Here is a 26374-nt window from a genome sequence, read left to right as displayed (position 1 = left end):
GAACTGGTCCGAGACCTACACAGCACTTCAGCAGAATACGGTAGAGGGCGAGGAGAATCCGTTGCCCGCCATCGATGCAGCCAGTGTACAGGAGGTACAGCCATATTGCTCCATGTGGGATGCAATCTATGACTGCCTGTTCTTCTGCATCAACCAGGATATTTATGATGCGCTGACACCGGAGCAGCAGGCTGTTGTTGACGAGTGTGGTCAGAAAGCTGTTGAGTATGAGCGTTACATCAACCGTTCCAGTGATGATGAGATCAAAGCACGCTGGGCAGACAAAAACGGTGTGACCTTCACAGAGAAAAAGGACATGGATATCGATTCCTTTAAGAAAGCAGTAGACGGTGTAGATGACTGGTTTGTTCAGGAACTGAAAAAACAGGGCTATAATGATGGTCAGGATCTGGTAGATCTGTTTACAAAGTAATCTTCATATATGTTTATAAAAAGATAAAATAGCCGGAAAGAGGCAGTTCTGAGAGGATTTTTCAGGACCGCCTCTTTTCTTTGCGGAAAAAAGATTATATACTGATAGCAGTCCGGCATTTGTCGGGCAGGAGATTATTGAAATATGACCGGAACATAAGTAAAGCATATATTCGCATTTATTTTACTGTATGCTCCGGAGAGTTGATAAAGTAAAGGAAGAAATATGATAAAGATCGATCTGATAACCGGATTTCTCGGATCCGGAAAGACAACATTTATAAAAAAATATGCCTCCTATCTTCTGAAAAAAGGCATGAACATCGGGATCCTGGAAAATGATTTCGGGGCAGTGAATGTGGATATGATGCTGCTTCAGGATCTGATGGGAGACAACTGTGAGCTGGAGATGGTTTCCGGGGGCTGTGATGCGGACTGTCACAGACGGCGATTTAAGACAAAGCTGATCGCCATGGGAATGTGCGGTTACGACCGTGTCATCGTAGAACCATCCGGAATCTTTGATGTGGATGAGTTCTTTGACGCCCTCCATGAGGAACCGTTGGATAAATGGTATGAGATCGGAAATGTGATCGCCATTGTGGATGCGAAGCTGGCAGAGGATCTTTCTGCGGAAGCGGATTATCTGCTGGCTTCCGAGGTGGCAGATGCAGGCTATGTATTACTGAGCAGGAGCCAGGAAGCCACGGTGGAAGAGATCAGCAGCACAAAAGAGCATCTCAACCGTGCACTTGGCCAGATCCAGTGCAGGCGCTGTCTGGACAGTGAGATCCTCACCGGAAACTGGGATGATCTCACAGACACAGACCTGGAAAAGATCCTGGATTGCGGGTATGTGGCAGAGGATTACGTGAAGGAATCCTATGCGGAAGGCGGCGGATTTGATTCTCTGTTTTTTATGAACGTTCATAAAAGCGAGGAGGAACTTCATGAAACTGCAGAAAGGATCCTGAATGATCCATCCTGCGGAGATGTTTTTCGCGTAAAAGGTTTTCTCAGAAAAGAAGATGGACAGTGGCTGGAGCTGAATGCTACCCGCCATGAGATCTGCATCCAGCCGGCAAAGCTGGGACAGGAGATCATGATCGTTATTGGGGAGAAACTGAATAAAGAGGTAATTGATGGATACTGGAAATAATACTGCAGGAAAAACAGCACCGGAGAGATATGTCTCAGAGAAGGCCTTTGAAGAGCTGCCAGATACCTTTCAGAAGCTAGCAGAGCTGCTTGGAGAAGATCAGTTTGAACTGGTGGCAGTGAATGATGAGAAAGATCCGCAGGATCAGAAAGCAGCTTCAGAAAGTGCTTTTTCGGAAGCAATTGCGGAAAAGTCCGATGACAATATGTACAGAGTGGATTCTTATGTAAAAAACGGCGAAATCCGTCTTGTGTATCTTATGAATGATGCGGTAGAAAGCTTTCTTGTTTTTGGAAATGCCCGTATGACAGGTGTATACAAACCGGATTACGAGGGCGAGATCCTGGCAGATTTAAGCCGGCAGGGTAGAGAATACATCCTTGTGGTCCACCAGGATGATTCGGTGGTGACTTTGTTTTTTGAAACCCTGTCTCTGGAAAAACATCTCTACGATTATAGCCGGATCGGTCATTTCTGGGTAGAAGGGTATGAATATTTACGGCAGCTGGAATATCGCCTGGCGATCCTCCGCGACAAATATGATTATATAGGCGGGGACAGCTGCAACGCTCTGGAGGAGAAGCTTTCTGCACTGGTGGAATTTCCGCCATTGAATTACTGCTGTTATCCGGCTGTTCCGGAAAAGTATATTGTTCCCAGGGAAAATCCGTGGATTCCCTCGGAAAAGGCATTTGAGGTAATGGGAGAGATCGCAAGGCAGGCAGGAGACCGTACTTTTGTCAGGTGGCTTGAAATTTACCGGAAACTTCCGTTTAAATGGGTAGCACGGAAACTGGCAGGAATGCTTCACCGTACAAAACACATCCAGGTAACGATGTGCCTTTCTGAAAAGCTGCGGGAAGCTTCATCCGGATATGGGAATCGTTCTTTTGGAAAAGAAGCCGATGAAGAGCTTAGAGTTCTTACAGAAAAAGCCAGGACAAAGCAGGCAGAGCTGAACGAGCAGGGTATGGGATCCGAAGTACTCAGGGAAGAACCGTTTACCATTGCCAGAGATTCTCTGGGATTTAAGGTTTATCTCATGAAATGGAACAAAGGAAGAAAAGACTGTACCGTTGAAATTGAAGAAATATGACGAAATATATATAGATCCGTAGAGAATATCTGTGAAGTGTTTTTGCCCGGCAGGGATTGCTTTTTTAAAAACACTGGGGTATAATCTAACGGAAAGAGTTAAGAACAGCCCTTTAATAAGAAAGGAGATTTTTAAAATGAAAGTAACACATATTACAGATATTGATAAATTTTTTGAGGTAATTGACAGCTGCAAGGGTAGAGTAGAGCTTGTAACAGGAGAGGGAGACAGACTGAACCTGAAATCCAAGCTTTCCCAGTATGTATCTCTTGCAAACATCTTTTCCGCTGGTGAGATCCCGGAGCTTGAGATCGTTGCAGCAGAGAAAGAGGATATCGACAAGCTTATGAGCTTTATGATCAACGGCTGATAGGAAGAACGATTTTCAGGGATGTGAGCTTTTCACATCCCTCTATTAATCTGAATATAAAGCAGAATAGGAATGTCTGTTTTGTAAAATGGATATAATGACAGCAGATACAGAAACAGGTAATTTTTTCTCTGTCATCATGAGCATAACAGGATACAACCAGGGGGTATAATACTTCCTGGTCAAACTACGTTAAAAGGAGTGTATACAAAATGGTTAAAATTGATATTATCTCCGGTTTCCTTGGCGCCGGAAAAACAACTCTGATCAAAAAACTTCTGAAGGATGGATTTCAGGGTGAGCAGGTAGTGCTGATCGAGAACGAGTTCGGTGAGATCGGTATTGACGGCGGCTTCCTGAAAGAGGCAGGGATCCAGATCCGTGAGATGAACTCCGGATGTATCTGCTGCTCTCTGGTAGGAGATTTCGGAACCTCTCTGAAAGAGGTTGTTACCAAATATGATCCGGACAGGATCCTGATCGAGCCGTCAGGAGTTGGTAAGCTTTCTGATGTTATCAAGGCTGTACAGGGTGTTCAGGACGAGGTTGACATTAAACTGAACAGCTATACAACTGTTGTTGATGCAAAAAAATGCAAAATGTATATGAAGAACTTCGGTGAGTTCTTTGATAACCAGATCCAGTATGCAGGTGCTATCATCATGAGCCGTACCGATATTGCAAGTGAGAAAAAGGTTCAGGAGTCCCTGGAGCTTCTCCGCAGCCTGAATAAGGATGCTGCTATCATTACAACTCCGATCGAGAATCTTGACGGTAAGAAGCTGGTAGAGGTTATGGAGCATCCGGTATCCCTGGAGCAGGAGATGCTTGAGGAGGAGCATGAGCATCATCATCATCATGACGAGGAGTGTGGCTGTGGACATGATCACGATCATGAAGAGTATGAGCATCATCACCATGATCATGATGAGGAGTGCGGCTGCGGCCATGATCACGATCACGAGGAGCATCATCATCACGACCATGACGAGGAGTGCGGCTGTGGACACGATCATGATCACGAGGAGCATGAACATCATCATCACGATCATGACGGCGAGTGTGGCTGCGGTCATGACCATGAGCACCATCATCACCACGACGGCGAGTGCGGCTGTGGACACGACCATCACCACCATCATGCAGATGAGGTCTTCACAAGCTGGGGCCGTGAGACGATTAAGAAATTCACACGTGAGGGACTTGAGAAGATCCTTGAGGCACTTTCCGAGTCTGACAAATATGGTATCATTCTCCGTGCAAAAGGAATGCTTCCGGCAGAGGACGGAACATGGATCTATTTTGATATGGTTCCGGAAGAAACCGAGATCCGTGAGGGCGCACCAGAATATACAGGCCGTCTGTGCGTGATCGGTTCTAAGCTTGACGAGCATGCACTGGAGGAGCTTTTCGGGATCGCATAAAGCATATGATAAAATAAATGTTCGTTTTGACGCAAAGCCAAAGCGGAATACAGATATAGATTGTTACAGAAAGGAAACAGATACTGTACATTAAATCGTACAGTATCTGATAGGATGGATTTATGGAAGAGACCAGAGTACCCGTTTATCTGATCACAGGTTTTCTGGAAAGCGGCAAGACCTCTTTCCTGAGCTTTACCCTGCAGCAGGATTACTTTCAGATCGATGGAAAAACACTGCTGATCCTTTGCGAAGAGGGTGAGGAAGAATATGATGAGGAAGCACTGAAACAGTGCAATACCGTTGTGGAGAGCATTGACAGTGAGGAAGAGCTTACACCGGAACGACTTGCGGCAATGGAGATCCTGCATCAGCCGGAGCGGGTGATCATTGAGTATAATGGCATGTGGCTGGTAAGTAAATTCGAAGAAATGGAAAAACCGGAAGGCTGGGGCGTGGAGCAACATATCACCTGTGTGGATGCAAGCACATTCCAAGTCTATATGGCGAATATGAAGTCCCTTTTTATGGACATGGTCCGCAATGCGGATATGGTTATCTTTAACCGCTGCCAGGAGAACGACCCGCTTCCTTCTTACAGAAGAAGCATCAAGGTGGTGAACCAGCGTGCGGAGATCATCTTTGAGGATGAAGAGGGCGAGCTTGGTGATCTTTTTGAGGATGAGATGCCATTTGATATTGATGCGCCGGTGATCGATATCCTTCCGGAGGATTATGGTATCTGGTTTGTGGATTCCATGGATCATCCGGACCGTTATGTTGGAAAAACCGTTCACTTTAAAGCACGTGCCCTGAAGCCGCGTGGAATGGGAAGCAAATTCTTTGTTCCCGGAAGAACAGCCATGACATGCTGTGCAGATGATACCACATTCCTTGGTTACATCTGCAAGAGCGCTTTTGCTCCGAAGATCGCAGAAGGCCAGTGGGTGGATGTTACTGCGAAGGTTGCGTTTGAGAAGAGAATGGAATATCAGGGAGAGGGAATCGTACTTTACGCAGAGCATGTAGAAGTTTGTGAGCCACTTGCTGATGAGATGGTATATTTCAACTGATACGATCAGAGCATTTGTATGCCTTAAGGCATAAGAAGGCCTGACATTGAAACAGGTAGATTACAGCTGAGGAGTTTTTATGTATTTAATTGCAGGTTTGGGAAATCCGGGAAAGCAGTATGAGGCTACACGCCACAATATGGGCTTTGACACCGTTGACTGTCTTGTGGAGAAGCATAATATCCCGCAGGGCGGCGTAAAATTTAATGCCATGTATGGAAAAGGTATCATCGGCGGTGAAAAAGCTATTCTGATGAAACCGCTTTCCTATATGAATTTAAGCGGCGGTCCGATCCAGGAGATGTCCGGCTATTTCAAGATCGATCCGGAGACAGAGCTGATCGTGATCTACGATGATATCGATCTGGAGCCTGGGCAGCTTCGTATCCGCAAAAAGGGCAGTGCAGGCGGACATAACGGGATCAAGGATATCATCCGCCGCCTTGGAACTGAAAAATTTATCCGCATCCGTGTTGGTGTCGGTGCAAAACCGAAAGACTGGGATCTGGCAGATTTTGTGCTGGGTCATTTTTCGGACAGTGACCGCAAGCTTGTGGATGAAGGGATCAATGATGCGGCAGAGGCTGTGGAGATGATCCTGTCCGAGGGCGTAGATGCGGCGATGAATAAATATAACAGAAAAAAGCCTAAGAATTGAGGTTTGTATGGAAGCATTTTTGCATCCTCTGCAGGGTCTTGCAGAGTTTGGGGAAATAAAAAAGCGCTGTGGCGCAAACTGCGGAATTCTTAATGTTTCCGGATGCATGGAGTCCCAGAAGGTCCATCTGATGTATGGACTTTCCGGGCTTTTTCCATATCATCTGATCCTTGCGGATGATGAGCGCAACGCAAAGGAAATCTATGAGGATTACCGCTTCTATGACAAAAATGTATATTTTTATCCGGCAAAGGATCTTCTGTTTTTTCAGGCAGATATACACGGAAATCTTCTGATCCGGCAGCGGATGCGTGTGATCCGGGCACTTCTGGAACAGGAAGAAGTGACCGTTGTTACCAGCATTGACGGATGTATGGATTTCCTGATGCCGCTGGAAAAGATCAGAAGCAGACTTCTTCATTTTAAAAGTGACAGTGTGATCGATCTGGATCAGCTGAAGGAAGAGCTGGTAGAGCTGGGGTATGAACGCACTGGTCAGGTAGAGCTTCCGGGGCAGTTTTCTGTGCGTGGAGGAATCATTGATATCTATCCGCTGACAGAGGATAATCCCTGGCGTATCGAACTGTGGGATGATGAGGTAGATTCTATCCGGAGCTTTGATGCGGAAAGTCAGAGATCTCTGGAAAATGTAGATGAAATTACGATTTATCCGGCTGCAGAAAAGATGGACGGAGAAGATATGGTATCCTTTCTGGATTATTTTCCGGAAGAAAAAACACTGGTGTTTCTGGATGAACTGAACCACCTGGCAGAAAACGGCGAGGGTGTGGAGGAAGAGTACCGTCAGAGTCGTATGCACAGAGAGGAAAAAGGCGAGGCAAATCTTCCGGAGCAGTGGCTATGTGGCTTTCAGGAACTGCAGAAGAAGCTAAACAGACGGAATTGTGTGGCTGTATCCGCACTTTCTCCCAGACGTTCCGGATGGAAGATCAATGAGGAATTTGATCTTACGGTGAAGTCTGTAGATTCTTATAACAGCAGCTTTGAACTTCTGGTAAAGGATCTCCTTCAGTATAAGAGTCAGGGATACCGGATCGCATTGCTCTCCGGTTCCAGGACCAGGGCGGAGCGTCTGGCAAAGGATCTTTCAGAGGAAGGACTGAATGCTTTTTACAGCCAGGACATGGATCGTATCATCAGTCCCGGGGAGATCATGGTGGTCTATGGTCACGCAAGACGTGGCTTCCAGTATCCGCTGATCAAATTTGCAGTGATGACGGAAACCGATATTTTCGGCAAAGAGCAGAAAAAGCGCAAAAAAAAGAAAAAGTACAGCGGAAACAGGATCCAGGATTTTGCAGAGCTTTCCATTGGTGATCTTGTTGTTCATGAAAAGCACGGACTGGGTATTTACCGTGGAATCGAAAAGGTAGAGGTTGACCGTGTTGTGAAGGATTACATCAAGATCGAATACCGGGGCGGCAGTAATCTCTATATCCTGGCAACCCAGCTGGATGCTTTGCAGAAATATTCAGGATCCTCCGAAAATGCAAAAACGCCTAAGCTGAACAAGCTTGGCGGTCAGGAGTGGAATAAGACCAAGAGCCGTGTTAAGGGTGCGGTAAAAAATATCGCAAAAGAGCTGGTAGAGCTTTATGCAGTCCGCCAGGAGAAAGAGGGGTATGTCTGCGGACCGGATACCGTATGGCAGAAGGAATTTGAGGAGATGTTTCCCTATGAGGAGACAGAGGATCAGCTGGCAGCCATTGAGGATACCAAGAGAGATATGGAAAGCACTAGGATCATGGACCGTCTTGTGTGTGGTGACGTTGGTTACGGAAAGACGGAGGTGGCTTTAAGAGCTGCGTTTAAGGCAGTACAGGAAAGCCGGCAGGTGGTTTATCTGGTCCCTACTACCATTCTTGCCCAGCAGCATTACAATACCTTTGTACAGCGTATGAAAGAATTTCCGGTGAAGGTGGAGCTTCTCTGCCGTTTCCGGACATCTGCCCAGCAGAAAAAGACCATCGAAGGGATCAAAAAGGGGCAGGTAGATATTGTGATCGGCACCCACAGAGTTCTTTCAAAAGATGTGGAATTTAAAAATCTTGGACTTCTGATCATTGATGAGGAGCAGCGCTTTGGTGTTACTCACAAGGAGAAGATCAAGCAGATGAAAAAAGATGTGGATGTACTGACGCTGACGGCAACGCCGATTCCGAGAACTCTTCATATGAGTCTCATCGGTATCCGTGATATGAGCGTTCTGGAAGAGCCGCCGATGGATCGTGTGCCGATCCAGACATACGTTATGGAGTACGATGAGGAGACTGTTCGGGAAGCCATCCGCAGGGAGCTTCGCCGGGGGGGACAGGTGTATTACGTATATAATCGAGTCAATGACATTGCCGAAGTAGCCCTTCGGATATCCAGACTTGTGCCGGAGGCCAGAGTGGATTTTGCACATGGACAGATGAGTCAGAGGGAACTGGAGCAGGTAATGTATGATTTTATCAATGGAGATGTGGATGTACTGGTTTCCACCACTATTATTGAGACAGGACTGGATATTTCCAACGTAAACACTATGATCATCCATGATTCGGACAGATATGGCCTTTCCCAGCTTTATCAGCTCCGTGGGCGTGTAGGACGTTCCAACAGGACTGCTTATGCATTCCTGATGTATACCAAAAACAAGATGCTCCAGGAGACCGCGGAGAAACGGCTCAGCGCCATGCGGGAGTATTCAGACCTTGGAAGCGGTTTTAAGATAGCTATGAAGGATCTGGAGCTTCGTGGAGCAGGAAATCTTCTCGGTGCTCAGCAGCACGGGCATATGAACGCAGTTGGTTATGACCTTTACTGCAAGATGCTCAGTGAGGCTGTCAAGGAGGCAAAGGGAATCCGGACTATGGATGATTTTGAGACGACCATTGATCTCAATATTGATGCATTTATCCCGGATTCCTATATCGGCAACGAGTTCCAGAAGCTGGATATTTATAAGCGTATTGCCGGTATTGAAAGCCAGCAGGAATATGACGATATGCTGGAGGAGCTGATCGACCGTTTTGGCGAGCCGACAAAAGCTGTGCTGAATCTTCTTGCCATTGCAAGACTGAAGGCTCTTGCCCATCAGGGATATGTGACGGAGATCAAGCAGCTTGGAAAAGATGTCCGGATCACGCTCTATGAAAAGGCCAAGCTGGATCCCGCAGGTATCCCGGCTATTATGGCGCAGTACCGGAGAGGTTTGCAGTTTAAGGCTGATCATGAGCCGAAATTTATCCTGACACCACAGGGAAGGCTGATCGAAGAGCTGATGAAGTTTGCGGGGGAGCTGGCAAAACTGGCAGAGCCGCTGGAGTAAAGGGAAGAATCAGCTAAGCTTAGGGTTATCCACGGGAAAAAACATCCGGTTTGTGGATACCGGATATTTTCCCGGAAAGACTTGTGGATAATTTGTGAAATGTCGTGTAAGTTCGTGAAATTCCTTGCTCTTAAAGGTGAAAACGTTTATAATCAAGTATTATGGAATAAGAGCCGGACCGTGATTCTTATGGACGGATAGATGGAGGATGAAATGAGAAATTCAGTAAAGAAAGCGGCAGTTACTGCTCTTGTCTGCGTTACAGCGGCAGGAATGATGGCAGGCTGCGGAAATAAAAAACTCGATGGTACAAAGATCGCAGTGACAGTCAATAAGCAGGAAATCCCGTTTGGCGTTGTAAGTTTGGCAGCACGTATGCAGCAGGCACAGGCTGAGGCAATGTACAAGATGTATCTTGGCGGTGGAAGCGATATGTCTATCTGGAGTACCAAAATGGATGATGATTCCGATGAGACTTACGGTGAAAATGCGGTAACAACTTCTGTTGAAACTGTTGAAAAGATGTGTCTGGAGAAAGAACACGCTTCCGAGTATGATGTTGAAATCACAGATGATGAGCAGAAGGCTCTTGAGGAAGCTGCCAAGAACTTTATGGCTGCCAATTCCGATGAGACAATTGCAGAGCTTGCGGTTGATGAAGATATGGTGAAGACTTTCCTCGAGCTTGAAACATACGATGTGAAGATGAAGGATGCCATTGAAGCCAAAGCGGACGTGAAACTGGATGAGAAAGAATATCAGCAGATGTCCTTCAGCTATGCAAGTGCAAAGGTCAGCGGAGATGATCTTTCCGATGATGATATCAAGAAGAATAAAGAGAATCTTCAGAAGTTTTATGACAAGGTTAAAGAGGATCCGGCTGCAGATTTCAATACTCTTGGAGATGAGATCTCCGAGGATATGACCGCAACAACCGGAACATGCCCTACCTATGAGGAAGGTGATGACAGTGCTGCCAACGGAACTACTTATCCGGATGAGGTTCGTACCGCTTTAAGAAAGCTGGACGAGGGTGCACTGAACGAGGAGATCATAAAGACAGATTCCGTATGGTATGTTGTGAGACTGGATTCCAAGAATGATAAAACTGCAACGGAGAGTAAGAAAGAGTCTCTGACAAACACCAAGAAGGATGATTTCTATAATGATACAACAGATGGCTGGAAGAAGAAAGCTGATATCAAAGAAGAGAAAAAACTGATCAAGAAGATCAAGATCACAGATAATCACAGCTTTACGATCCAGACTCCAACTCCGACACCGGACCCGGATGTAACTGAGACACCGACAGCAGATTCTGCAGAGGCTGAGGCAACCGAGACACCGGAGACAGAGGGAGATTCTGCAAAGGCTGATGAGGAGACTGCAGATAGTACAGAATCTGAGGCAGCTGCTACACCGGAAGCTGAGAAATAAGATACAATGTTTACAATGGAATGATAAGAGAAAAGACAACGAGCCGTGTACGGATTTATCGTACACGGCTCGTTTTTTGTAATGCTCATGCCTGCTTTATGGATCGTCAGATTAGATCGAGATGCTCCAGTGCGTGAAGAATCCCGTCCCTGTCTACTGCGCTTGTCTGGTATGTGCAGTGTTTTTCGATGCCTCCGTAAGAATTTCCCATAGCAACGCCGACTCCGGCAGCTTTCAGCATGGGAAGGTCGTTGGGACTGTCTCCGAATGCATAGCAGTTTTCCCTGGGGATGGAAAGGCGATCCAGGAGAAATTCCATGCCTGTGGCTTTGCTGGTACCCTTTTGTGTGACTTCCCAGATTCCGTCTCCGTGATCAAAATAGGTGTAATGATCATTACAGAAGCTGCGGAATTTTTCGACATCGGAATCCGGCAGCATATGTACCAGGAATTTGTCATAGGAGTAAGTGCAGGCATCCTCCCGATTGAATTTCGTGATGTCGACCATTGGAATTTCTTTTCGCATTTTGACTCCGAATTCGGACTGGGCCGGAGATGCGCCATCATACAGGATCTCAGTGTTGGATTCAAAAATTGCCTCGATCTTGCATTTGCGGAGAAGGTCTACGGTTTCCTTGCACAGAAGATTTGGGACTGTGCGGAAAAAAAGCAATTTGTTGTCCATGTAAATGTGGGTTCCACAGCCGTATATATAGCCATCGAAATGAAGCTCTGAGAGTGCAGAGGGCATCATTACTTTGGTGCGGCCGGTGTTGATGAAAAGAAGATGACCGTTTTCATGGGCTTTTGTGAGGGCGCGGCTGGTGCTCTCCGGAACCTTGAAGGGGTGAGGCGTAAGCAGTGTGCCGTCTATGTCGAAGAACAGGATTTTTTTATCGTTCATATGGTCTCCTTTAAAATGGGATTTCTTCTTCGGTGTTACTGTTATCAATGTCAGTAATATCATTAACAGGAAGCGGTTCTGCGGATGTATCTTCAACAGAGTTCAGTGTGCTGACACGGATGCCGTTGAGTTCTATTTCACTTTCCATGGGGATCACAAGGCATTTTCGGCCATCGATGATGCGGGTTTCTACCAGTTCTGCCCGGTCCGGCGCTACGTGGATCACCACGTCAGGGGTTTTGATCTCGAATTTCCGGGTGTTGGTGATGTTGGATGCTACCAGAGCTGATTTTTCTCCTGCGGCAAGCTCATACTGTTCATCGAAGTTCTGGAGCTTTTCGTCTTCTACGCCGCATTCTTCGAAGAGACGTTTGACTTCGGATTTGGTGAGGACAACAGGTTCCGGTTCGTCCTTCTGGGATTCGATGAGATCGTTGAGCTTTTCATGGATCTCAAGGACTGTGTCGTAGGCACAGTCATCACCAAGGGTTTCTTCCACCAGAGCATTGAAGGAGTCACGCTGGGTTCCGGCAGATAGTGGTGTGGTGCAGCCGAAGACTTCTTCCATCATGGTGGAGCGGAGATTTTCGGCGTTTTTGGTGTAGTAGAGAAGTCCGTGGATATCGGTACTGCGGTCGTTGAACTGTGGGAAAAGGAAGCCCCAGTCAGGCATTTCTACCAGCCAGTCCCGGATACGGTCTTCAATATTGTTTGTCTCTGCATTGTAATGCAGGCCTGCTTTGGAGAGCTTGACCGGGCAGATACTGCAGAGGATGTGATCGTAGATCTCATCGGAAGCGTCGAACATTTCGGCACCGTCGGAGGATTTGCCGGGGATGTCGTAGACTGCGTGGATGAGGATGATGTAGTAGTTTTCACCGTAGTCGTAGTTTTCTATGATTCTGTCGTAGAAGGCTTCGGTGAGGGTGTCGTCGGTGAGTTTGCTTTTGCGGAGTTTCATGAGGAAGTTTTGGGTTCCGCCTTCGGTTTCCTGATCCAGAGGAAATTCCATGTTGATGAGGTTTTTTCCGATGGTGCCGGTGAGGGTTTTTCGGAAGATGTCGAAGTATTTGAAGGTTTCTTCCTCTGATAAGGATAAGAAGGCTTCTTTGAGTTCGGTTTTTTTGTTTTTTTCACCGTCTACGTAGCAGCCGCAGATGCGGGTGATGGAGCAGCGGTCAGGGGTGAATTGTTTTTTTATTTCTGCGATTTCTTTTTTGTTCATGTGTGGTTTACCTCGGTTTTTTAATTAGTTTGATTATAGCACAGGTGTTTGGTGTGGGCAAGATGACACGGACGGACGTGTGAGATTTGCAGCAGAAGTCCGGGTGCCGTCGTTTCGCCTGGTCATACTAAGCGTCTGAGGTGCCTCACGGAGCGGCCGGCCCATAACTCGCCATGTACGCTGATGCGTACCTGGCTCAGACAGATGGACCTTACCCTGCGGCTTGTGGCCGCCGGGTACCTCTCCGTGAACCACCTCAGACGCTAAGTATGGACCAAGGCTCACTCCAAAGCACCCGGACTTCTGCTGCAAACCTCACACTGTGCGGTCATGGTGGGAGGGGTAGAGTGGTCTGACGGGAGTTGGATGAGCCATCAGCGCTGCGCTGGATGGCTGGGAGGAAAGGCTGAGTTTCCATGTGGTTTGGAGGGAGGTTGTGAGCGTCGGCGCGTTGCTGGACGCTTGTAGTTTGGAAGGTTGAGATTCCATGTGGTTTGGAGGGAGGTTGTGAGCGTCGGCGCGTTGCTGGACGCCTGTAGTTTGGAAGGTTGAGATTCCATGTGGTTTGGAGGGAGGTTGTGAATGTCGGCGCGTTGCTGGACGCTGGAAGGTGGTGTCGAAATTTGGAGATGGGTTTTTGTGGTGTTGTGGTGGGATGTGTGGTATGATTTGTATATCTTATAAGATCTATCCATTTATTTGGTTTCTTTTTGCTTCAATGTCTGAAGCGTTTTTTCAAAAATATTTATAAAAACTGTATACAGGGTTTCTGAAGTGTTTGGTTGATGGTATAATTGTATATACCAGAAGGAGTATTGTTTGAGAGATAATACGATTTTTGATGATGTTTTTCGTACTATGATGGAGAAAATGACGTTTCTGGTCGTGCCTTTGATCAATGATGTTTTTCATACATCATACCCGGCTGATATGGAGATTGTGCAGCTGCGTAACGAGTATCAGCGGGTGGATGGTGAGATTATTACGGATTCGCGGCTGTTGATCGGAAACAGGATTTATCATATAGAATGCCAGAGTACGGATGACACGACAATGGCTGTACGGATGATAGAGTATGATTTTGCAACTGCTGTTGAGTTTGCCAGAAAGCAGGGACGGAGGTATCGGATGGAGTTTCCACGTTCTTGTGTGTTGTATCTGAGAAATAGTAGGAATACGCCGGATTTTCTGGAAGTGGATGTGGTTTTTCCGGATGGGGGATGTCATTTGTACAGAGTGCCTGCCATTAAAGTAGAGAATTATACAAAAGATAAGATATTTGAAAAGAGTCTTCTTATGCTGCTTCCTTTTTATATCATGCGATATGAAAAAAGAGGGCATGAGATGAGTGAGAATCCACAACTTTTTCAGGAATTACTGAATGAATATGAAGTGATCCGGAGTAAACTGGAGGTAGAGATCACTGAATCTGGAAGGTCTGAACTGTTCAGTGATCTGATTGGACTGATAACTCGGATATCTGATCATATTTTCAGAAATGAGGAGAAAGTCCGGAAAGGAATAGGTGAGATTATGGGTGGACATGTTCTGGAACTGGAATCTGAGAAAAGGGCAAGACTGATGGCGGAAGCTAAGGAACAGGCTGAAGCACTGGGGCGAGAACAGGGAATGGCTCAGGGAATGGCTCAGGGAATGGCCCAGGGAATGGCTCAGGGAATAGCTCAGGGAATGGCCCAGGGGGAAGAACGACTTAGTGTTCTGATCAACAGGCTTATACTTGATGAGCGTGGTAATGAGATTCAGAAGGTTGTTACAGATAAAGAAATGCGTGAAGCTATGTACAGAGAATATCAATTATAATAAGAAAAGATAAAGAGAATCCCCCACTGGTTTTGCTATCCATGGGGGATTCGTTGATTGATCTGAATCTTATAATACAGAATATCCGTAACTGCTGACAATAGCATCGATCTTCTGGCGGTTTTTGCACAGTGGGCAGTTGTCAGAGCGGTAGGAGTGATAGTCCGGGATGTCTCTGGCCTGAAAGATAGAGTGGACAGGGAGTGTGGCTACACTGTCTACACTGCTGTAGATGGCTGCCACGCCGCGGATCTTACCGCCATAGTACAGAACGCTTTCGATAGCTCGGTTCAATGTGGATCCGGTGGTGATGGAACCATTTAGGACGAGGATGTTTTTTCCATTGATCATTGGTTCATAGTTGTCGCGGAAGATCATCTGCCCGGTGCTGTTGAACTCAGGGGTGATGACGTAGATGGTCTGGTGTGCGTTCATGGAAAGGACGCCGGCTTTGGTCAGTTCTTCGGCGAGATAAGCACCGATCACTTCAAGTCCGTCCATGCAGACGATGGTGTCTACCGGAATGGATGCTTCGTAATTTGCTGCGAGAGCGGATGCAATACGCTGTGCTTCAGCGCATCTGGATTTCATAGTAGTGAGATCCAGGTAGTGTGTGATATGGGACTGGGATGTTACGAAGTGTCCCGGAATCATTTTAAGCTGTATGCGGTTGTCAGTGCGTGCATAAATTTTTATGATGTTGTCCTGATCCATAATAAAAACCTCCTGTCGTGATCGTGTTTTACGTGGTTGTTCAGGAGAATTATCCTGAAGGATTACGAAACAGATTTATTTAACCGAATGCGGATTGCAAATATCCGATTAGCTGTGCATATTATACCATTAATTTCAAAAAAATGAAATAATATAATGCAAAATATATAAAAAATATTCAAAAAATCAAGCGTATTTGTTAAAAAATATCCAATATCATGAAAACTTTGACAATAGGATCATTACTATAGAGTGAAAGTACTTGTGAGTACGTAGTAAATTGGAAAGAGAGTGTCATATGTATTATTGCGTATAAAAAAGAGGAGGAGAATCCCTAAGGATCCTCCCCCTGTGAGAGTGAGTCAATATCAGCCTTCAATAGATACATATTTATCAGCTTCAATCTCTTCAGCTGCTTTTTTCGGAATAGAAAGTCTCAGAACACCGTTCTCAAATTTTGCATGGACATCTTCGTTTTTTACACCATTACCAACATAGAAGCTTCTGCTTGTGCTGCCGGCATAACGTTCACGGCGGATATAATTGCCTTTCTTGTCTTCCTCGTCTTTGTCAAGACCCTTGGCAGCGGAGATGGTAAGATAACCATCCTTCAGCTGTACCTGTACTTCATCTTTCTTAAATCCTGGAAGATCTACATCCAGCTCATAGCCTTTATCTGTTTCACGTACATCAGTTTTCATGATATTTTTTGCATGTTTGCCATAAAGAGGGTTCTTTCCGCTAAAGAAATTATCTCTGAATCCAAAATCATCCATCCACTCATCAAATAAGTTTTCTCCAAATACACTCGGGAACATCATAAGTCATTTCTCCTTTCAAATTGAAAAGCCGTTCCGGTGGATCAAGAAATCCAACTGTTGCCGGTATATAGTTACCACTTCGGGTTATTCCGCAGTGGTGATCGTTTGGTTTTATTCTGAACATCTGGAAGTTCTTTTTTATCTTCTCCTTTGTTCTATATGTAATATAACACATGTTGTTAGCAAAGTCAATAGGTGAGTGCTAAAAAATTGTGAAGAATTTGTGTTCCGTAAAATGAAAAAACTAATTTCCACCTTTAGCCCTTTATGCTCTCATATTAAAAAGCGAATCGGACAAGGACTGAAAATCTTATGCAGATTGAACATTCTGCAATGTTATAATAACTTTAAAGCATAGAAAAAACCAAAAAAATCAATATAATAAGGCATATAGACAAAATGTATTAAAAAAATTTTTCGTACATTCTTCTGAGTTGAACAGACGATAGAAAGACAGTATTCATGAGTATGCAGGTAAAGCAAAATGTAAATGAAAAAGTACAGGAGGAGAGAATAATGCAGAAAAAATATGCAGATTTTAAGCTTGGGGTACCGGATTATGTAACAGTGGAAACAGAAGCGGAGAGACTTGTGTGCCAGGGAGGGCAGACGACAGTAGCTGCCGGTGCAACTACTGTGGAATTTCAGGACGCAGGTGAACATGAGGATATATTTGTCACATCCGAGGATGCAGTGAGATGTGTGAAGCTGAGATGGAACTATAAGATCCCGAAATCAGCCAGATTTCTGGGAGATGCCTGGGAACGTACCTATGGTGATGCGGAATGGCATGGAATGAGCGGAAACCGTTATCTGCCATGGTATTTTCTGGCGAAGCTTTCTGAGAAGGTTCTCTGCTTTGGCGTAAAGGTCCGTCCTTCTGCTATGTGCTGTTGGCAGGTGGATACCAAAGGAATTACTTTGTTTCTGGATGTTCGCTGCGGAAATACAGGAGTACAGCTGAAAGGAAGAAAGCTGTGTGCCGCACAGATCGTCTGCATGGAAGCAGAAGGAGCAGATACTTTTGAAACTGCACAGAAATTCTGTGAAAAAATGTGTGCAGATCCGATCTTCCCAGAGTTTCCGGTATATGGAAGCAATAACTGGTACTATGCTTACGGTGACAGCTCCGAAGAGGAGATCTTAAGTGATACCGATTATATCCTGAAACTGACCGAAGGTGTAAAAAATCCTCCGTTCATGGTCATTGATGACTGTTGGCAGGAACATCACCGCTTGGATGAATACAACGGTGGACCATGGACAAAAGGCAATGACAGATTTCCGGATATGAAAGGTCTTGCAGACAAGCTGGAGAAAAAAGGTGTCCGCCCGGGTATCTGGGTCCGTCTGCTTCTTAATGAAGATGAGAATATCCCGAATGAGTGGAGAATTTCCTATAATGACTGTCTCGATCCGTCCCACCCGGATGCACTGGAATATATCCGTAAAGATATCGAGAGGATCTGTGATTGGGGATACACGCTGATCAAGCATGATTTTTCTACCTTTGATCTCTTTGGGAAATGGGGATTTGAGGCGAATTTAAGAGACAATTCCATGGAGAAATGGCATTTTTATGATCAGACCAAAACCAGCGCAGAAATCGTAAAAATGCTTTATCAGGAGATTTATGATGCTTCCCGGAGCAACAACGCAGTGATCATCGGCTGCAATACCATCGGACATCTCGGCGCAGGCCTGATGCATCTGAACCGGACCGGTGACGATACCAGCGGACGTATCTGGGAGCGTACCAGACGAATGGGCGTAAATACGCTGGCATTCCGTCTTCCGCAGCACAATACGTTTTACCATATTGATGCAGACTGTGTCGGTATTTTCGGAATGATCCCATGGGAGAAAAATCGTCAGTGGGCAGACGTTCTTGCAAAGAGCGGTACACCACTGTTTGTATCCGCAAAACCTGGAGTTTTGAATCCGGAGGAATTTGAGGAGCTGCATCAGATCATGCTGCGTGCATCAGAACAGAAAGAGCATTTTGTTCCGATGGACTGGGAAGAAATCGACTGCCCGGAGGTATGGGGAGAAAACGGCGAAACTATCACTTATGACTGGTTTGACAACGAAGGTCCGACCATGGATGCTGCGGTGGAATACTATAATGCCAAGGTAGTTGTTCCGTAAATCAGAAAAAGTGGTTCAGCAATCCAGAAGATCCTCGGCATGATGATATTTTTCCCGGTATTCCCGTGGCGTCATGCCGGTTTCTTTTTTGAAGGCACGGGAAAAGGCAAATGGATTTTGATATCCGCAGGAGAACGCCACGCTGGAGACAGGGATATCCGTGATGGTCAGAAGCTCCCGGGCGTTGATGATCTTGGCTGAAGTCAGGAATGCTTGGGGTGTGGTTCCAAGATGTTTTTTAAAAAGTCCGTAAAGGTGGCTGCGGCTGATATGGAGATAGTCAGCAACATCTGTCACAGTGATATTCTGTAGCGGACTTTTTTTGATGTAATCAACAGCCTGTGTGATGTAAAAATTCTCATTGGATTCCATGGTCGTGTAGGAAGCATGAAATTCTTCCTCCAGCATGGCGATGATCCGGTAAAGACCACTCTGGATATAGGCTTCACTGGAGGGCGTCAGCTGCGGGTGAGTCATCATTTCAAGAATGGTTTCCTGATAGGGAAGAACCGAATTTAGCTGCTGGACCGGAGTTTCTTCAGTAAGATGACAGTGTTCACAAAGTATGGGAGCATTTTCTCCATTGAAGCAGATCCAGATGTAAGTCCAGGGATCAGAAGGTTCCGCTTTGTAGAGAGAACTGGTCATAGGAGGAATGAAAAAGCACTGTCCGGCTTTCAAGGTATATTTCCGGTTGTTCATATAGAAATATCCCTGCCCGCTCAGCACAAAGTGAATGGTGTAATACCGCCGTACACCTGGACCATAGGACTGTTCCGGTGTACATTTTTCCCAGCCGCAGGAAATAAGATGAAGTTCTTTTGACGAAGTCTGGCGGTTCATGACCTGCTTGTTTTTCATGAGAGTTTTCTGCCTTTCGATATATGGTTATTATAAGTAATATCAGTTTAAAATATTTGATCTGAGGTGTAAAGAACAAAGATGAACTGATAGGACAAAAGACAGTTGCCGTGCAATAAACGTGCGGCAGCTGTTTTTTATATCCTGGCGTTGTCTTGACACTTGTAAAAGAAAAAGGTTTACCGCCAGGAAAAATATCGTTATAATAGGAGAAACGCAGTTTTTCTGCGGCAAAAATATAACGGTCCGGGAGATATCTGTGTCAGAAATATTGCTTATCCGGTGATATATCAGATGATATGAGGAATTTTCCGGTATGTAATAAGAAGGGAGAAAGATATGGCATATTTAGGTGAAGAGATCAAAAAACTTGGTTTTGGCCTTATGAGACTTCCGCAGAAATCAGAAGGTGTGATCGATGTGGAGCAGACCAAAGTCATGGTGGACAAATTTATGGAAGCCGGATTTACATATTTTGATACAGCATGGGCTTATGCAGGAAGCGAAGATGCTATCCGCGAAGCGCTGGTAGAGCGTTATCCGAGAGAAAAATATCAGTTAGCCACCAAGATGGCAGCCTGGATCAACTGCAAGACAAGAGATGAAGCTCTTGCACAGTTTAAAACATCTCTGGAGAGAACAAAGGCAGGATATTTCGACTTTTATCTTCTCCACAATCTTGGAGAGCACAGAACAAAATATTTTGATAAGTACGGTTTATGGGACTGGATCCATGAACAGAAGGAAGCCGGTCTGATCAGACATGCAGGATTTTCGTTCCACTCCACACCGGAGGAGCTGGATGCACTTCTCACTGCACATCCGGAAATGGAATTTGTACAGCTGCAGATCAATTACGCAGACTGGGAAAATCCGGTGATCCAGTCAAGAGCCTGCTACGAGGTAGCCAGAAAACATGGAAAACCGGTCATTATCATGGAACCTGTAAAAGGCGGCATGCTTGCAACTCCGCCGGAAGCAGTGGAAAAGCTTCTGAAGGAAGCAGAGCCGGAAGCATCCACAGCATCCTGGGCAATCCGTTTTGCGGCAAATCTGGAAGGCGTGATCACCGTACTTTCCGGAATGAGCAATGTTGCACAGATGGAGGATAACCTTTCCTTTATGAAGGATTTCAATGGCCTTACTGACAGTGAGAAGGAGACTCTTGATAAGGCAAGAGAGGCTATGAGCAAAATTCCTCTGATCCCATGTACAACCTGTAACTACTGTGCAAAGGTCTGTCCGATGGAAATTGGAATTTCCGGTTCTTTTACAGCAATGAATTATCTGACATTGTACGGAAATAAAGCCGCCGCAGCGCATCAGGAAGACTGGCTGGTAGTCAGTCATGGCAGAAAGCGTGCAGATGAATGTATAAAATGCGGACAGTGTGAGGAAGTATGTCCGCAGCATATTTCCATCCGCGAGGAACTTGAGAAAGTAAGCGAGGCTTTTTGCAAATAAAGGAACTGATCCGGCAGGAAGCGGATCAGGGTAAGGAGAGAGTTTAAAAATGGAAAAATTCAAAGCATTTCTAAAACGGAAGGATATCGAGATCTCTCTGAAGAGATATGGTATCGATGCACTGGGAGCTATGGCACAGGGACTTTTCTGTTCCCTGCTGATCGGTACGATCATCAACACCATTGGCACACAGTTTCACATTCCGTTTCTGACTATGGCAGTTGCCACAGTCAATGATACCCAGTATACAGTAGGTTCTCTGGCATCTGCCATGAGCGGCCCTGCCATGGCAGTAGCCATCGGTTACGCCTTGCATTGCCCGCCGCTGGTATTGTTTTCGCTGATCACCGTTGGATTTGCCTCCAACGCACTTGGCGGAGCAGGCGGTCCTCTGGCTGTACTGTTTGTTGCCATTGTTGCAGCTGAGATCGGTAAGGCAGTTTCAAAGGAAACAAAGATCGATATCCTTGTAACGCCTCTTGTAACCATCGGTGTGGGCGTAGGTCTTTCCGCATGGTGGGCACCGGCTCTTGGAAAAGCTGCCATGAAGGTAGGAAGCGTGATCATGTGGGCAACAGATCTGCAGCCATTCTTTATGGGAATCTTGGTTTCTGTATTTGTTGGAATCGCACTAACGCTGCCGATCTCTTCTGCTGCGATCTGCGCGGCTCTGGGACTTACCGGACTGGCAGGCGGCGCTGCAGTAGCGGGCTGCTGTGCGCAGATGGTAGGTTTTGCGGTCATGTCCTTCAGGGAAAACAAATGGGGTGGTCTTGTCTCTCAGGGAATCGGAACTTCCATGCTCCAGATGGGAAATATCGTCAGAAATCCAAGAATCTGGATCGCTCCGATCGTAACATCTGCTATCACAGGACCTATTGCAACCTGCTTGTTCAGGCTTCAGATGAACGGAACTGCTGTATCCTCAGGAATGGGTACCTGCGGTTTTGTAGGTCAGATCGGTGTGTATACAGGATGGATGAATGATATTGCAGAAGGAACCAAGACAGCTGTTACAGCTATGGACTGGGCAGGACTTTTTCTGATCTCTTTTATTCTCCCGGCAGTTCTCTGCCCGTTGATCAATATGTTTGTACGTAAGCTCGGATGGGTGAAAGATGGAGATATGACGCTGTCATAAGCTATATCAGATCTTACTTTAAAATCAAAAAAGAGTATCACAGGAACTCATTGATAGTGATGAGCTTTGTGATACTCTTTTATTTTAACTTTTATGCTACATGTGATCCGGTGGCATTACTCCGTTCCAGTCCACAGGCCTTTGCATATTCATGGAGTTTCTCTTTTGCGGAATAATTCAGATTCTGAGGAACTTGGATCTGAATGGTTACATACTGATCACCGCGGACGGAAGGGTTCTTCATGGAAACAATGCCTTTTCCTCTCAGGCGGATCTTGGAACCGGACTGCATACCTTCCCTGATCTTACAGATAACATTTCCGTAAAGGGTGGGAACGGTGGCTTCACCGCCGAAAACAGCGGTTGTGTAAGGAATAGAAATGGTGGTATAAACATCCGATCCCTTTCGTTCATAGCCAGGACGTGTTCCTACGGTAACCTTCAGAAGAAGGTCACCAGGCTCACCGCCGCCGGTTCCGGGCATGCCTTTTCCTTTCAGACGGATACTCTTGCCGGTATCAATACCTGCCGGAATATGAATCTGAAGTGTCTGCGGTGCACCGGAGCTTCCGTCCGGACCGGACAGAGAGATCCTTTTATCTGCACCAAAAGCTGCCTCATCAAAGGTAACGTTGATGCTGGCCTTCACATCAGAGCCTTTTTGCGGAAAATCCTGTTGATGGAATCCGCCGAAGCCGTTGCCACTGTGAAAGCCACTTCCGCCAAATCCACTGTGAAAGCCGCCACCGTTACCGGTGAAATGCTCATATGTGCCATTGCTGCCGAAACCGCGGCTTTCGCCGTGACTGCCGTGGAACATATTTCCGAAGATATCACCAAAAATATCGTCCATATTTTCACCGTTAAAATGAAATTCTTGATAGCTGCCATTGCCGCCACCCTGGAATCCGCCGAATCCACCGGCACCTGCGCCGGCTCCAGGATCAGCTCCTGCTTCAAATGCGGCATGACCAAACTGATCATACATTTTTTTCTTCTTTGGATCACTTAAGACATCGTAGGCTTCGTTTACTTCTTTAAATTTATCTGCGGCATCTGCATTACCGGCGTTTGTATCCGGATGATATTTTTTGGCCAGTTTACGATAGGCTTTTTTTATTGTTTTTTCATCTGCGTTCCGGTCAATGCCCAGAACATCGTAATAATCTCTTTTTACTGCCATGGTATTCACCTTCCCTTATATTATAGTCTGCAGCGTCCCGGATGATCGATCTGTCCTCTCAGAGGACAGATCTCCCGGACTGTCATATATTGAACGTATGCGTATAAAATTCCCCGGGAAAAATCCCGGGGGCATTACTTTTATCTTGTTCTACATGTAATATAACACTACTAATTAAAAGTGTCAATACCTGCATTGTGGGAAAGAACATTTTGGACTGCAATAAGAGATGTGATTCTTACAGCTATCAGCTGAAAATATGATATAATACTACCATAAATTCCGGTGCGGTCTGCTCAGTAAATAAAAAACAGAGAGAGCCGCAGATCAGAGAAAGATCCAAAAAAGAAAAGGAGGCGTATAATATGAGAAAAAGAACTCTTCTGTCCCATATAAAGGCAGTAAAAAGGCTGGTACTTCTGACACTTATACTGGCAGCAGCTTTTCCGGCGACGATCCGGGAGGCAAAGGCAGCAGCAGGAACCACTTTTAAAGTCAAAGTCACAGATGGATACCTGGCTCTCCGGAGTGAGAAGGCTTTTGACAAAGGCAATGAGATCGGACAGCTGAATACAGGAGATCTTGTGGAAGTTACAAATCGGAAGGACGCTACCTACTGGTATGCATACGTGCCAAGACTGGATAAATCCGGATATCTGGACAAAAACTATATCCAGATAGCAGAGAACGCCACAGCTTCCAACGATTCCTGGACAGTAAAGGTAAAAAAAGGCTATCTGGCTCTTCGAAGTACCGCAGCTTACAATGACAGTAACGAGATCGGACGTCTGAATACCGGAGATGTCGTTCTTGTAAAGGACAGCAGTGATTCTACTTACTGGTACGTATATGCTCCGGGGCTTGATAAATCCGGATATGTGGATAACCGGTATATTTACAACAGTGGTCTGTGGACAGTTAAAGTAGAAACTGGTTATCTTGCCCTTCGCAACAAGGCAGCCTATAATGAAAGCAATGAGATCGGACAGCTGAATACCGGTGACACGGTTCAGGTGAAGGACACCAGCAACGATCAGTACTGGTATGTATATGTTCCGCAGCTGGATAAGACCGGTTATGTTGACAGGAACTATCTTACCGGAGGCTCAGGTACGACAACTCCATCCATGACTGTTAAAGTGGAAAGCGGCTATCTGGCTCTGCGCAGTACAAAGGCGTATGACAAGGACAATGAGATCGCCCAGCTGAATAACGGAGATACGGTAGAAGTCATTGAGAAGAAAGACAGTACTTACTGGTATGTATATGTTCCGAAGCTTGGAAAAGAAGGATATGTAGATAAGAACTACCTTAAATAAAAAGATAAAGGATGCTTGTTGCCGGATCTGCCTGAAGAGGAACAGAAAGCCGGAACAAGAAACGGGGAGGCAGAAAGATGACTCTGGCACAGCTCAGATATACCATAGCAATTGCAAAAGCCGGATCTATGAACGAGGCAGCAAAAAGCCTTTATATTTCTCAGCCCAGTCTTTCCACGGCAATCCGGGAGCTGGAAGCAGAAACCGGTGTTGAGATCTTCCGAAGAACGAACCGAGGAATCGCCGTAACGCCTGCAGGCGAAGAATTTCTGGGGTATGCAAGGCAGGTGGTGGAACAGTACGAATTGATGGAAGCCAAATATATTTCCAAGGAACAGTCACGCAAAAAATTCAGTGTTTCCATGCAGCATTATACCTTTGCAGTTAATGCCTTTGTGGAGCTGGTAAAGCAATTCGGCATGGATGAGTACGAATTTGCGGTCCACGAGACCAAGACGCATCAGGTCATCGAGGATGTCCGTAATTTCAAGAGTGAGATCGGGATCCTCTACGTAAATGATTTTAACCGTAAGGTACTTACAAAAATGTTTCACGAGTATGGTCTGGAGTTTCACGAACTTCTCAACTGTCGGATCTACGTTTATATGTGGAAGGGGCATCCTCTGGCGAAGCGTGAGAAGATCACGCTGGAAGAACTGAAGGAATATCCGTGTCTGTCCTTTGAACAGGGAGGAAATAACTCTTTTTATTTTGCTGAGGAGGTTTTGAGCACCTATGAATACAAACGGCTGATCAAAGCCGATGACAGGGCTACTATGCTGAACCTGATGGTAGGACTGAATGGATATACCTTATGCTCCGGTATTATCTGTGAGGATCTTAATGGTTCCGATTACTGTGCTGTGAAGCTGGATTCCGATGAGATCATGACAATCGGTTATGTTGCCAGAAAGGGTGTTAACATCAGTGCCCTTGGGAAAAAATATCTGGAGGAGATTTCCAGATATAAGGATAAAGCACTGAAATAAGAGAAAATAAAATCTGACAGATCACTGCCGGAGAAGACGGGAAAAGCTTCTGGTATTTATGATACCGGAGGGGTGTTTCCCTGTGTATTCTCAGATACGTAGCGATGCGTATCATGCAGGAATCTGTCAGATTTTTATTTACATTAAAAGTTTTTGGCAGTGGAAATTTTATTCTGCAAGCCGATCACACACGGATCACAAAACCATCCTTACGCGGTTTGGCTGTTGGATACTCACAGTCACGGTATCCAAGAACACAGTGGCCTACGCCGATATATTCCTCTGGAACACCCCACTGCTTCTTCAGCTCTTTTCCTTCCTCGGAGTCAAAAACTTCTTTTGCACGGTGAATCCAGCAGGAGTCCACGCCGAGAGCATGTGCGGCATTCATGAGATTTCCCATCACAAGACTTCCGTTTTCCACACAGGTGCCCATTTTGCTGTCGGAAAAGACAATGATCACAGTTGGGGCGCCGTAGAACGGATCTGAGGTGCTGCCCATAACAGCTGCGTTCATTTTGGAAAGCCTTGCAACCAGCTCCGGATCCTGTGTCACTACCATAAGAGTGCTCTGCTGTCCCATGCCGCTGGGGGAATATTCTCCCGCTTCCAGGATCGTATCCAGAGTTTCTTTCGGAACAAGCTCTTTTTTGTAGGCGCGGATGCTTCTGCGCTCTAACAGATTTTTGATGCTTTCATTCATGATCATTACCTCCTGATGTTAAATTTTGTTGAAAATATTTTCTGCAAAAGAAAGTAAATTTCTTTTTATTCTGATAAAAACCATTATAACGCAGATGA

21 protein-coding genes and 1 pseudogene are annotated in these 26374 nt (G+C 45.8%); 15 read left to right on the top strand and 7 right to left on the bottom strand.

Going from position 1 to position 26374, the window contains the following annotated elements; all coding sequences use genetic code 11:
• From EAI83_RS08995 to EAI83_RS08955, 9 genes and pseudogenes are all read left to right on the top strand, one after another.
• Nucleotides 1-433, top strand: a pseudogene (locus EAI83_RS08995) (TRAP transporter large permease subunit); the annotation flags it as partial.
• A gap of 225 nt (nucleotides 434-658) precedes the next feature.
• Nucleotides 659-1591: a GTP-binding protein gene (locus tag EAI83_RS08990; RefSeq protein ID WP_129975137.1), complete on the top strand. Its 933-nt coding sequence runs from the start codon at nucleotides 659-661 to the stop codon at nucleotides 1589-1591.
• A complete protein-coding gene (locus EAI83_RS08985) occupies nucleotides 1575-2687 on the top strand; it encodes a DUF3878 family protein (protein WP_021652868.1) in 1113 nt (370 codons plus the stop codon). The genes EAI83_RS08990 and EAI83_RS08985 overlap by 17 nt, the downstream gene beginning before the upstream one ends.
• Before the next feature lie 136 nt (nucleotides 2688-2823).
• Entirely contained in the window at nucleotides 2824-3057 is a 234-nt protein-coding gene (locus EAI83_RS08980) for a hypothetical protein (RefSeq protein WP_044962326.1), read from the top strand.
• A gap of 212 nt (nucleotides 3058-3269) precedes the next feature.
• Nucleotides 3270-4481 (top strand): CobW family GTP-binding protein, encoded by a 1212-nt coding sequence (locus tag EAI83_RS08975; protein WP_129975135.1) that lies wholly within the window; start codon nucleotides 3270-3272, stop codon nucleotides 4479-4481.
• Nucleotides 4482-4603: 122 nt separating this feature from the next.
• Nucleotides 4604-5554: a TIGR03943 family putative permease subunit gene (locus EAI83_RS08970; RefSeq protein WP_021651300.1), complete on the top strand. Its 951-nt coding sequence runs from the start codon at nucleotides 4604-4606 to the stop codon at nucleotides 5552-5554.
• A 79-nt stretch (nucleotides 5555-5633) separates the two neighbouring features.
• Complete coding sequence (gene pth, locus EAI83_RS08965) at nucleotides 5634-6212, top strand: aminoacyl-tRNA hydrolase (RefSeq protein ID WP_015525511.1); 579 nt, start codon at nucleotides 5634-5636, stop codon at nucleotides 6210-6212.
• 7 nt (nucleotides 6213-6219) lie between these two features.
• Nucleotides 6220-9546, top strand: coding sequence for a transcription-repair coupling factor (mfd, locus tag EAI83_RS08960; RefSeq protein WP_129975133.1), 3327 nt, complete (start codon nucleotides 6220-6222; stop codon nucleotides 9544-9546).
• Nucleotides 9547-9759: 213 nt separating this feature from the next.
• Complete coding sequence (locus EAI83_RS08955) at nucleotides 9760-10983, top strand: FKBP-type peptidylprolyl isomerase (protein ID WP_129975131.1); 1224 nt, start codon at nucleotides 9760-9762, stop codon at nucleotides 10981-10983.
• 106 nt (nucleotides 10984-11089) lie between these two features.
• On the opposite strand, the gene EAI83_RS08950 is transcribed toward EAI83_RS08955, so the two are convergent.
• Together EAI83_RS08950 and EAI83_RS08945 are read right to left on the bottom strand one after the other, a co-directional pair.
• Nucleotides 11090-11887: an HAD family hydrolase gene (locus tag EAI83_RS08950; RefSeq protein ID WP_129975129.1), complete on the bottom strand. Its 798-nt coding sequence runs from the start codon at nucleotides 11885-11887 to the stop codon at nucleotides 11090-11092.
• 10 nt (nucleotides 11888-11897) lie between these two features.
• Complete coding sequence (locus EAI83_RS08945) at nucleotides 11898-13112, bottom strand: DUF4317 domain-containing protein (protein WP_059086232.1); 1215 nt, start codon at nucleotides 13110-13112, stop codon at nucleotides 11898-11900.
• Between the two features lie 819 nt (nucleotides 13113-13931).
• Here EAI83_RS08945 and EAI83_RS17235 point away from each other — a divergent pair.
• The gene (locus tag EAI83_RS17235; protein ID WP_110102710.1) at nucleotides 13932-14933 is read left to right on the top strand and encodes a hypothetical protein; all 1002 of its coding nucleotides are present in this window, start codon (nucleotides 13932-13934) and stop codon (nucleotides 14931-14933) included.
• A gap of 69 nt (nucleotides 14934-15002) precedes the next feature.
• On the opposite strand, the gene EAI83_RS08940 is transcribed toward EAI83_RS17235, so the two are convergent.
• Both EAI83_RS08940 and EAI83_RS08935 read right to left on the bottom strand, forming a co-directional pair.
• A complete protein-coding gene (locus EAI83_RS08940) occupies nucleotides 15003-15647 on the bottom strand; it encodes a hypothetical protein (RefSeq protein WP_021652759.1) in 645 nt (214 codons plus the stop codon).
• 368 nt (nucleotides 15648-16015) lie between these two features.
• Nucleotides 16016-16468, bottom strand: a complete 453-nt coding sequence (locus EAI83_RS08935; protein ID WP_110102711.1) for an Hsp20/alpha crystallin family protein — start codon at nucleotides 16466-16468, stop codon at nucleotides 16016-16018.
• Nucleotides 16469-16984: 516 nt separating this feature from the next.
• Here EAI83_RS08935 and EAI83_RS08930 point away from each other — a divergent pair.
• Complete coding sequence (locus EAI83_RS08930) at nucleotides 16985-18616, top strand: glycoside hydrolase family 36 protein (protein ID WP_242981811.1); 1632 nt, start codon at nucleotides 16985-16987, stop codon at nucleotides 18614-18616.
• Nucleotides 18617-18631: 15 nt separating this feature from the next.
• On the opposite strand, the gene EAI83_RS08925 is transcribed toward EAI83_RS08930, so the two are convergent.
• A complete protein-coding gene (locus EAI83_RS08925; protein ID WP_110102713.1) occupies nucleotides 18632-19477 on the bottom strand; it encodes an AraC family transcriptional regulator in 846 nt (281 codons plus the stop codon).
• Nucleotides 19478-19816: 339 nt separating this feature from the next.
• On the opposite strand from EAI83_RS08925, the gene EAI83_RS08920 reads away from it, so the two are divergent.
• Both EAI83_RS08920 and EAI83_RS08915 read left to right on the top strand, forming a co-directional pair.
• Nucleotides 19817-20941 (top strand): aldo/keto reductase, encoded by a 1125-nt coding sequence (locus EAI83_RS08920; protein ID WP_110102714.1) that lies wholly within the window; start codon nucleotides 19817-19819, stop codon nucleotides 20939-20941.
• Nucleotides 20942-20990: 49 nt separating this feature from the next.
• Nucleotides 20991-22082, top strand: a complete 1092-nt coding sequence (locus EAI83_RS08915; RefSeq protein WP_015525523.1) for a PTS transporter subunit IIC — start codon at nucleotides 20991-20993, stop codon at nucleotides 22080-22082.
• Nucleotides 22083-22173: 91 nt separating this feature from the next.
• Here EAI83_RS08915 and EAI83_RS08910 read toward each other — a convergent pair whose 3' ends face one another.
• Nucleotides 22174-23265 carry a DnaJ C-terminal domain-containing protein gene (locus EAI83_RS08910; protein ID WP_059086226.1) on the bottom strand — a complete coding sequence of 364 codons (1092 nt, stop codon included), beginning with the start codon at nucleotides 23263-23265 and terminating at the stop codon, nucleotides 22174-22176.
• A gap of 365 nt (nucleotides 23266-23630) precedes the next feature.
• Here EAI83_RS08910 and EAI83_RS08905 point away from each other — a divergent pair, with 365 nt between their 5' ends.
• Nucleotides 23631-24584, top strand: coding sequence for an SH3 domain-containing protein (locus EAI83_RS08905; protein ID WP_242981812.1), 954 nt, complete (start codon nucleotides 23631-23633; stop codon nucleotides 24582-24584).
• Nucleotides 24585-24661: 77 nt separating this feature from the next.
• Complete coding sequence (locus EAI83_RS08900) at nucleotides 24662-25573, top strand: LysR family transcriptional regulator (RefSeq protein ID WP_015525527.1); 912 nt, start codon at nucleotides 24662-24664, stop codon at nucleotides 25571-25573.
• A 184-nt stretch (nucleotides 25574-25757) separates the two neighbouring features.
• Here the strand turns inward: EAI83_RS08900 and EAI83_RS08895 are convergent, their stop codons facing one another.
• Nucleotides 25758-26276, bottom strand: a complete 519-nt coding sequence (locus tag EAI83_RS08895; RefSeq protein ID WP_110102715.1) for a nitroreductase family protein — start codon at nucleotides 26274-26276, stop codon at nucleotides 25758-25760.
• Nucleotides 26277-26374 lie beyond the last annotated feature (98 nt).

The sequence above is a fragment of the Blautia sp. aa_0143 genome, assembly GCF_004167315.1.
Lineage (GTDB): Bacteria > Bacillota > Clostridia > Lachnospirales > Lachnospiraceae > Blautia_A > Blautia_A fusiformis.
The sequence above is the reverse complement of the archived record's forward strand: the minus strand, read 5'-3'. Positions and strand labels throughout refer to the sequence as shown.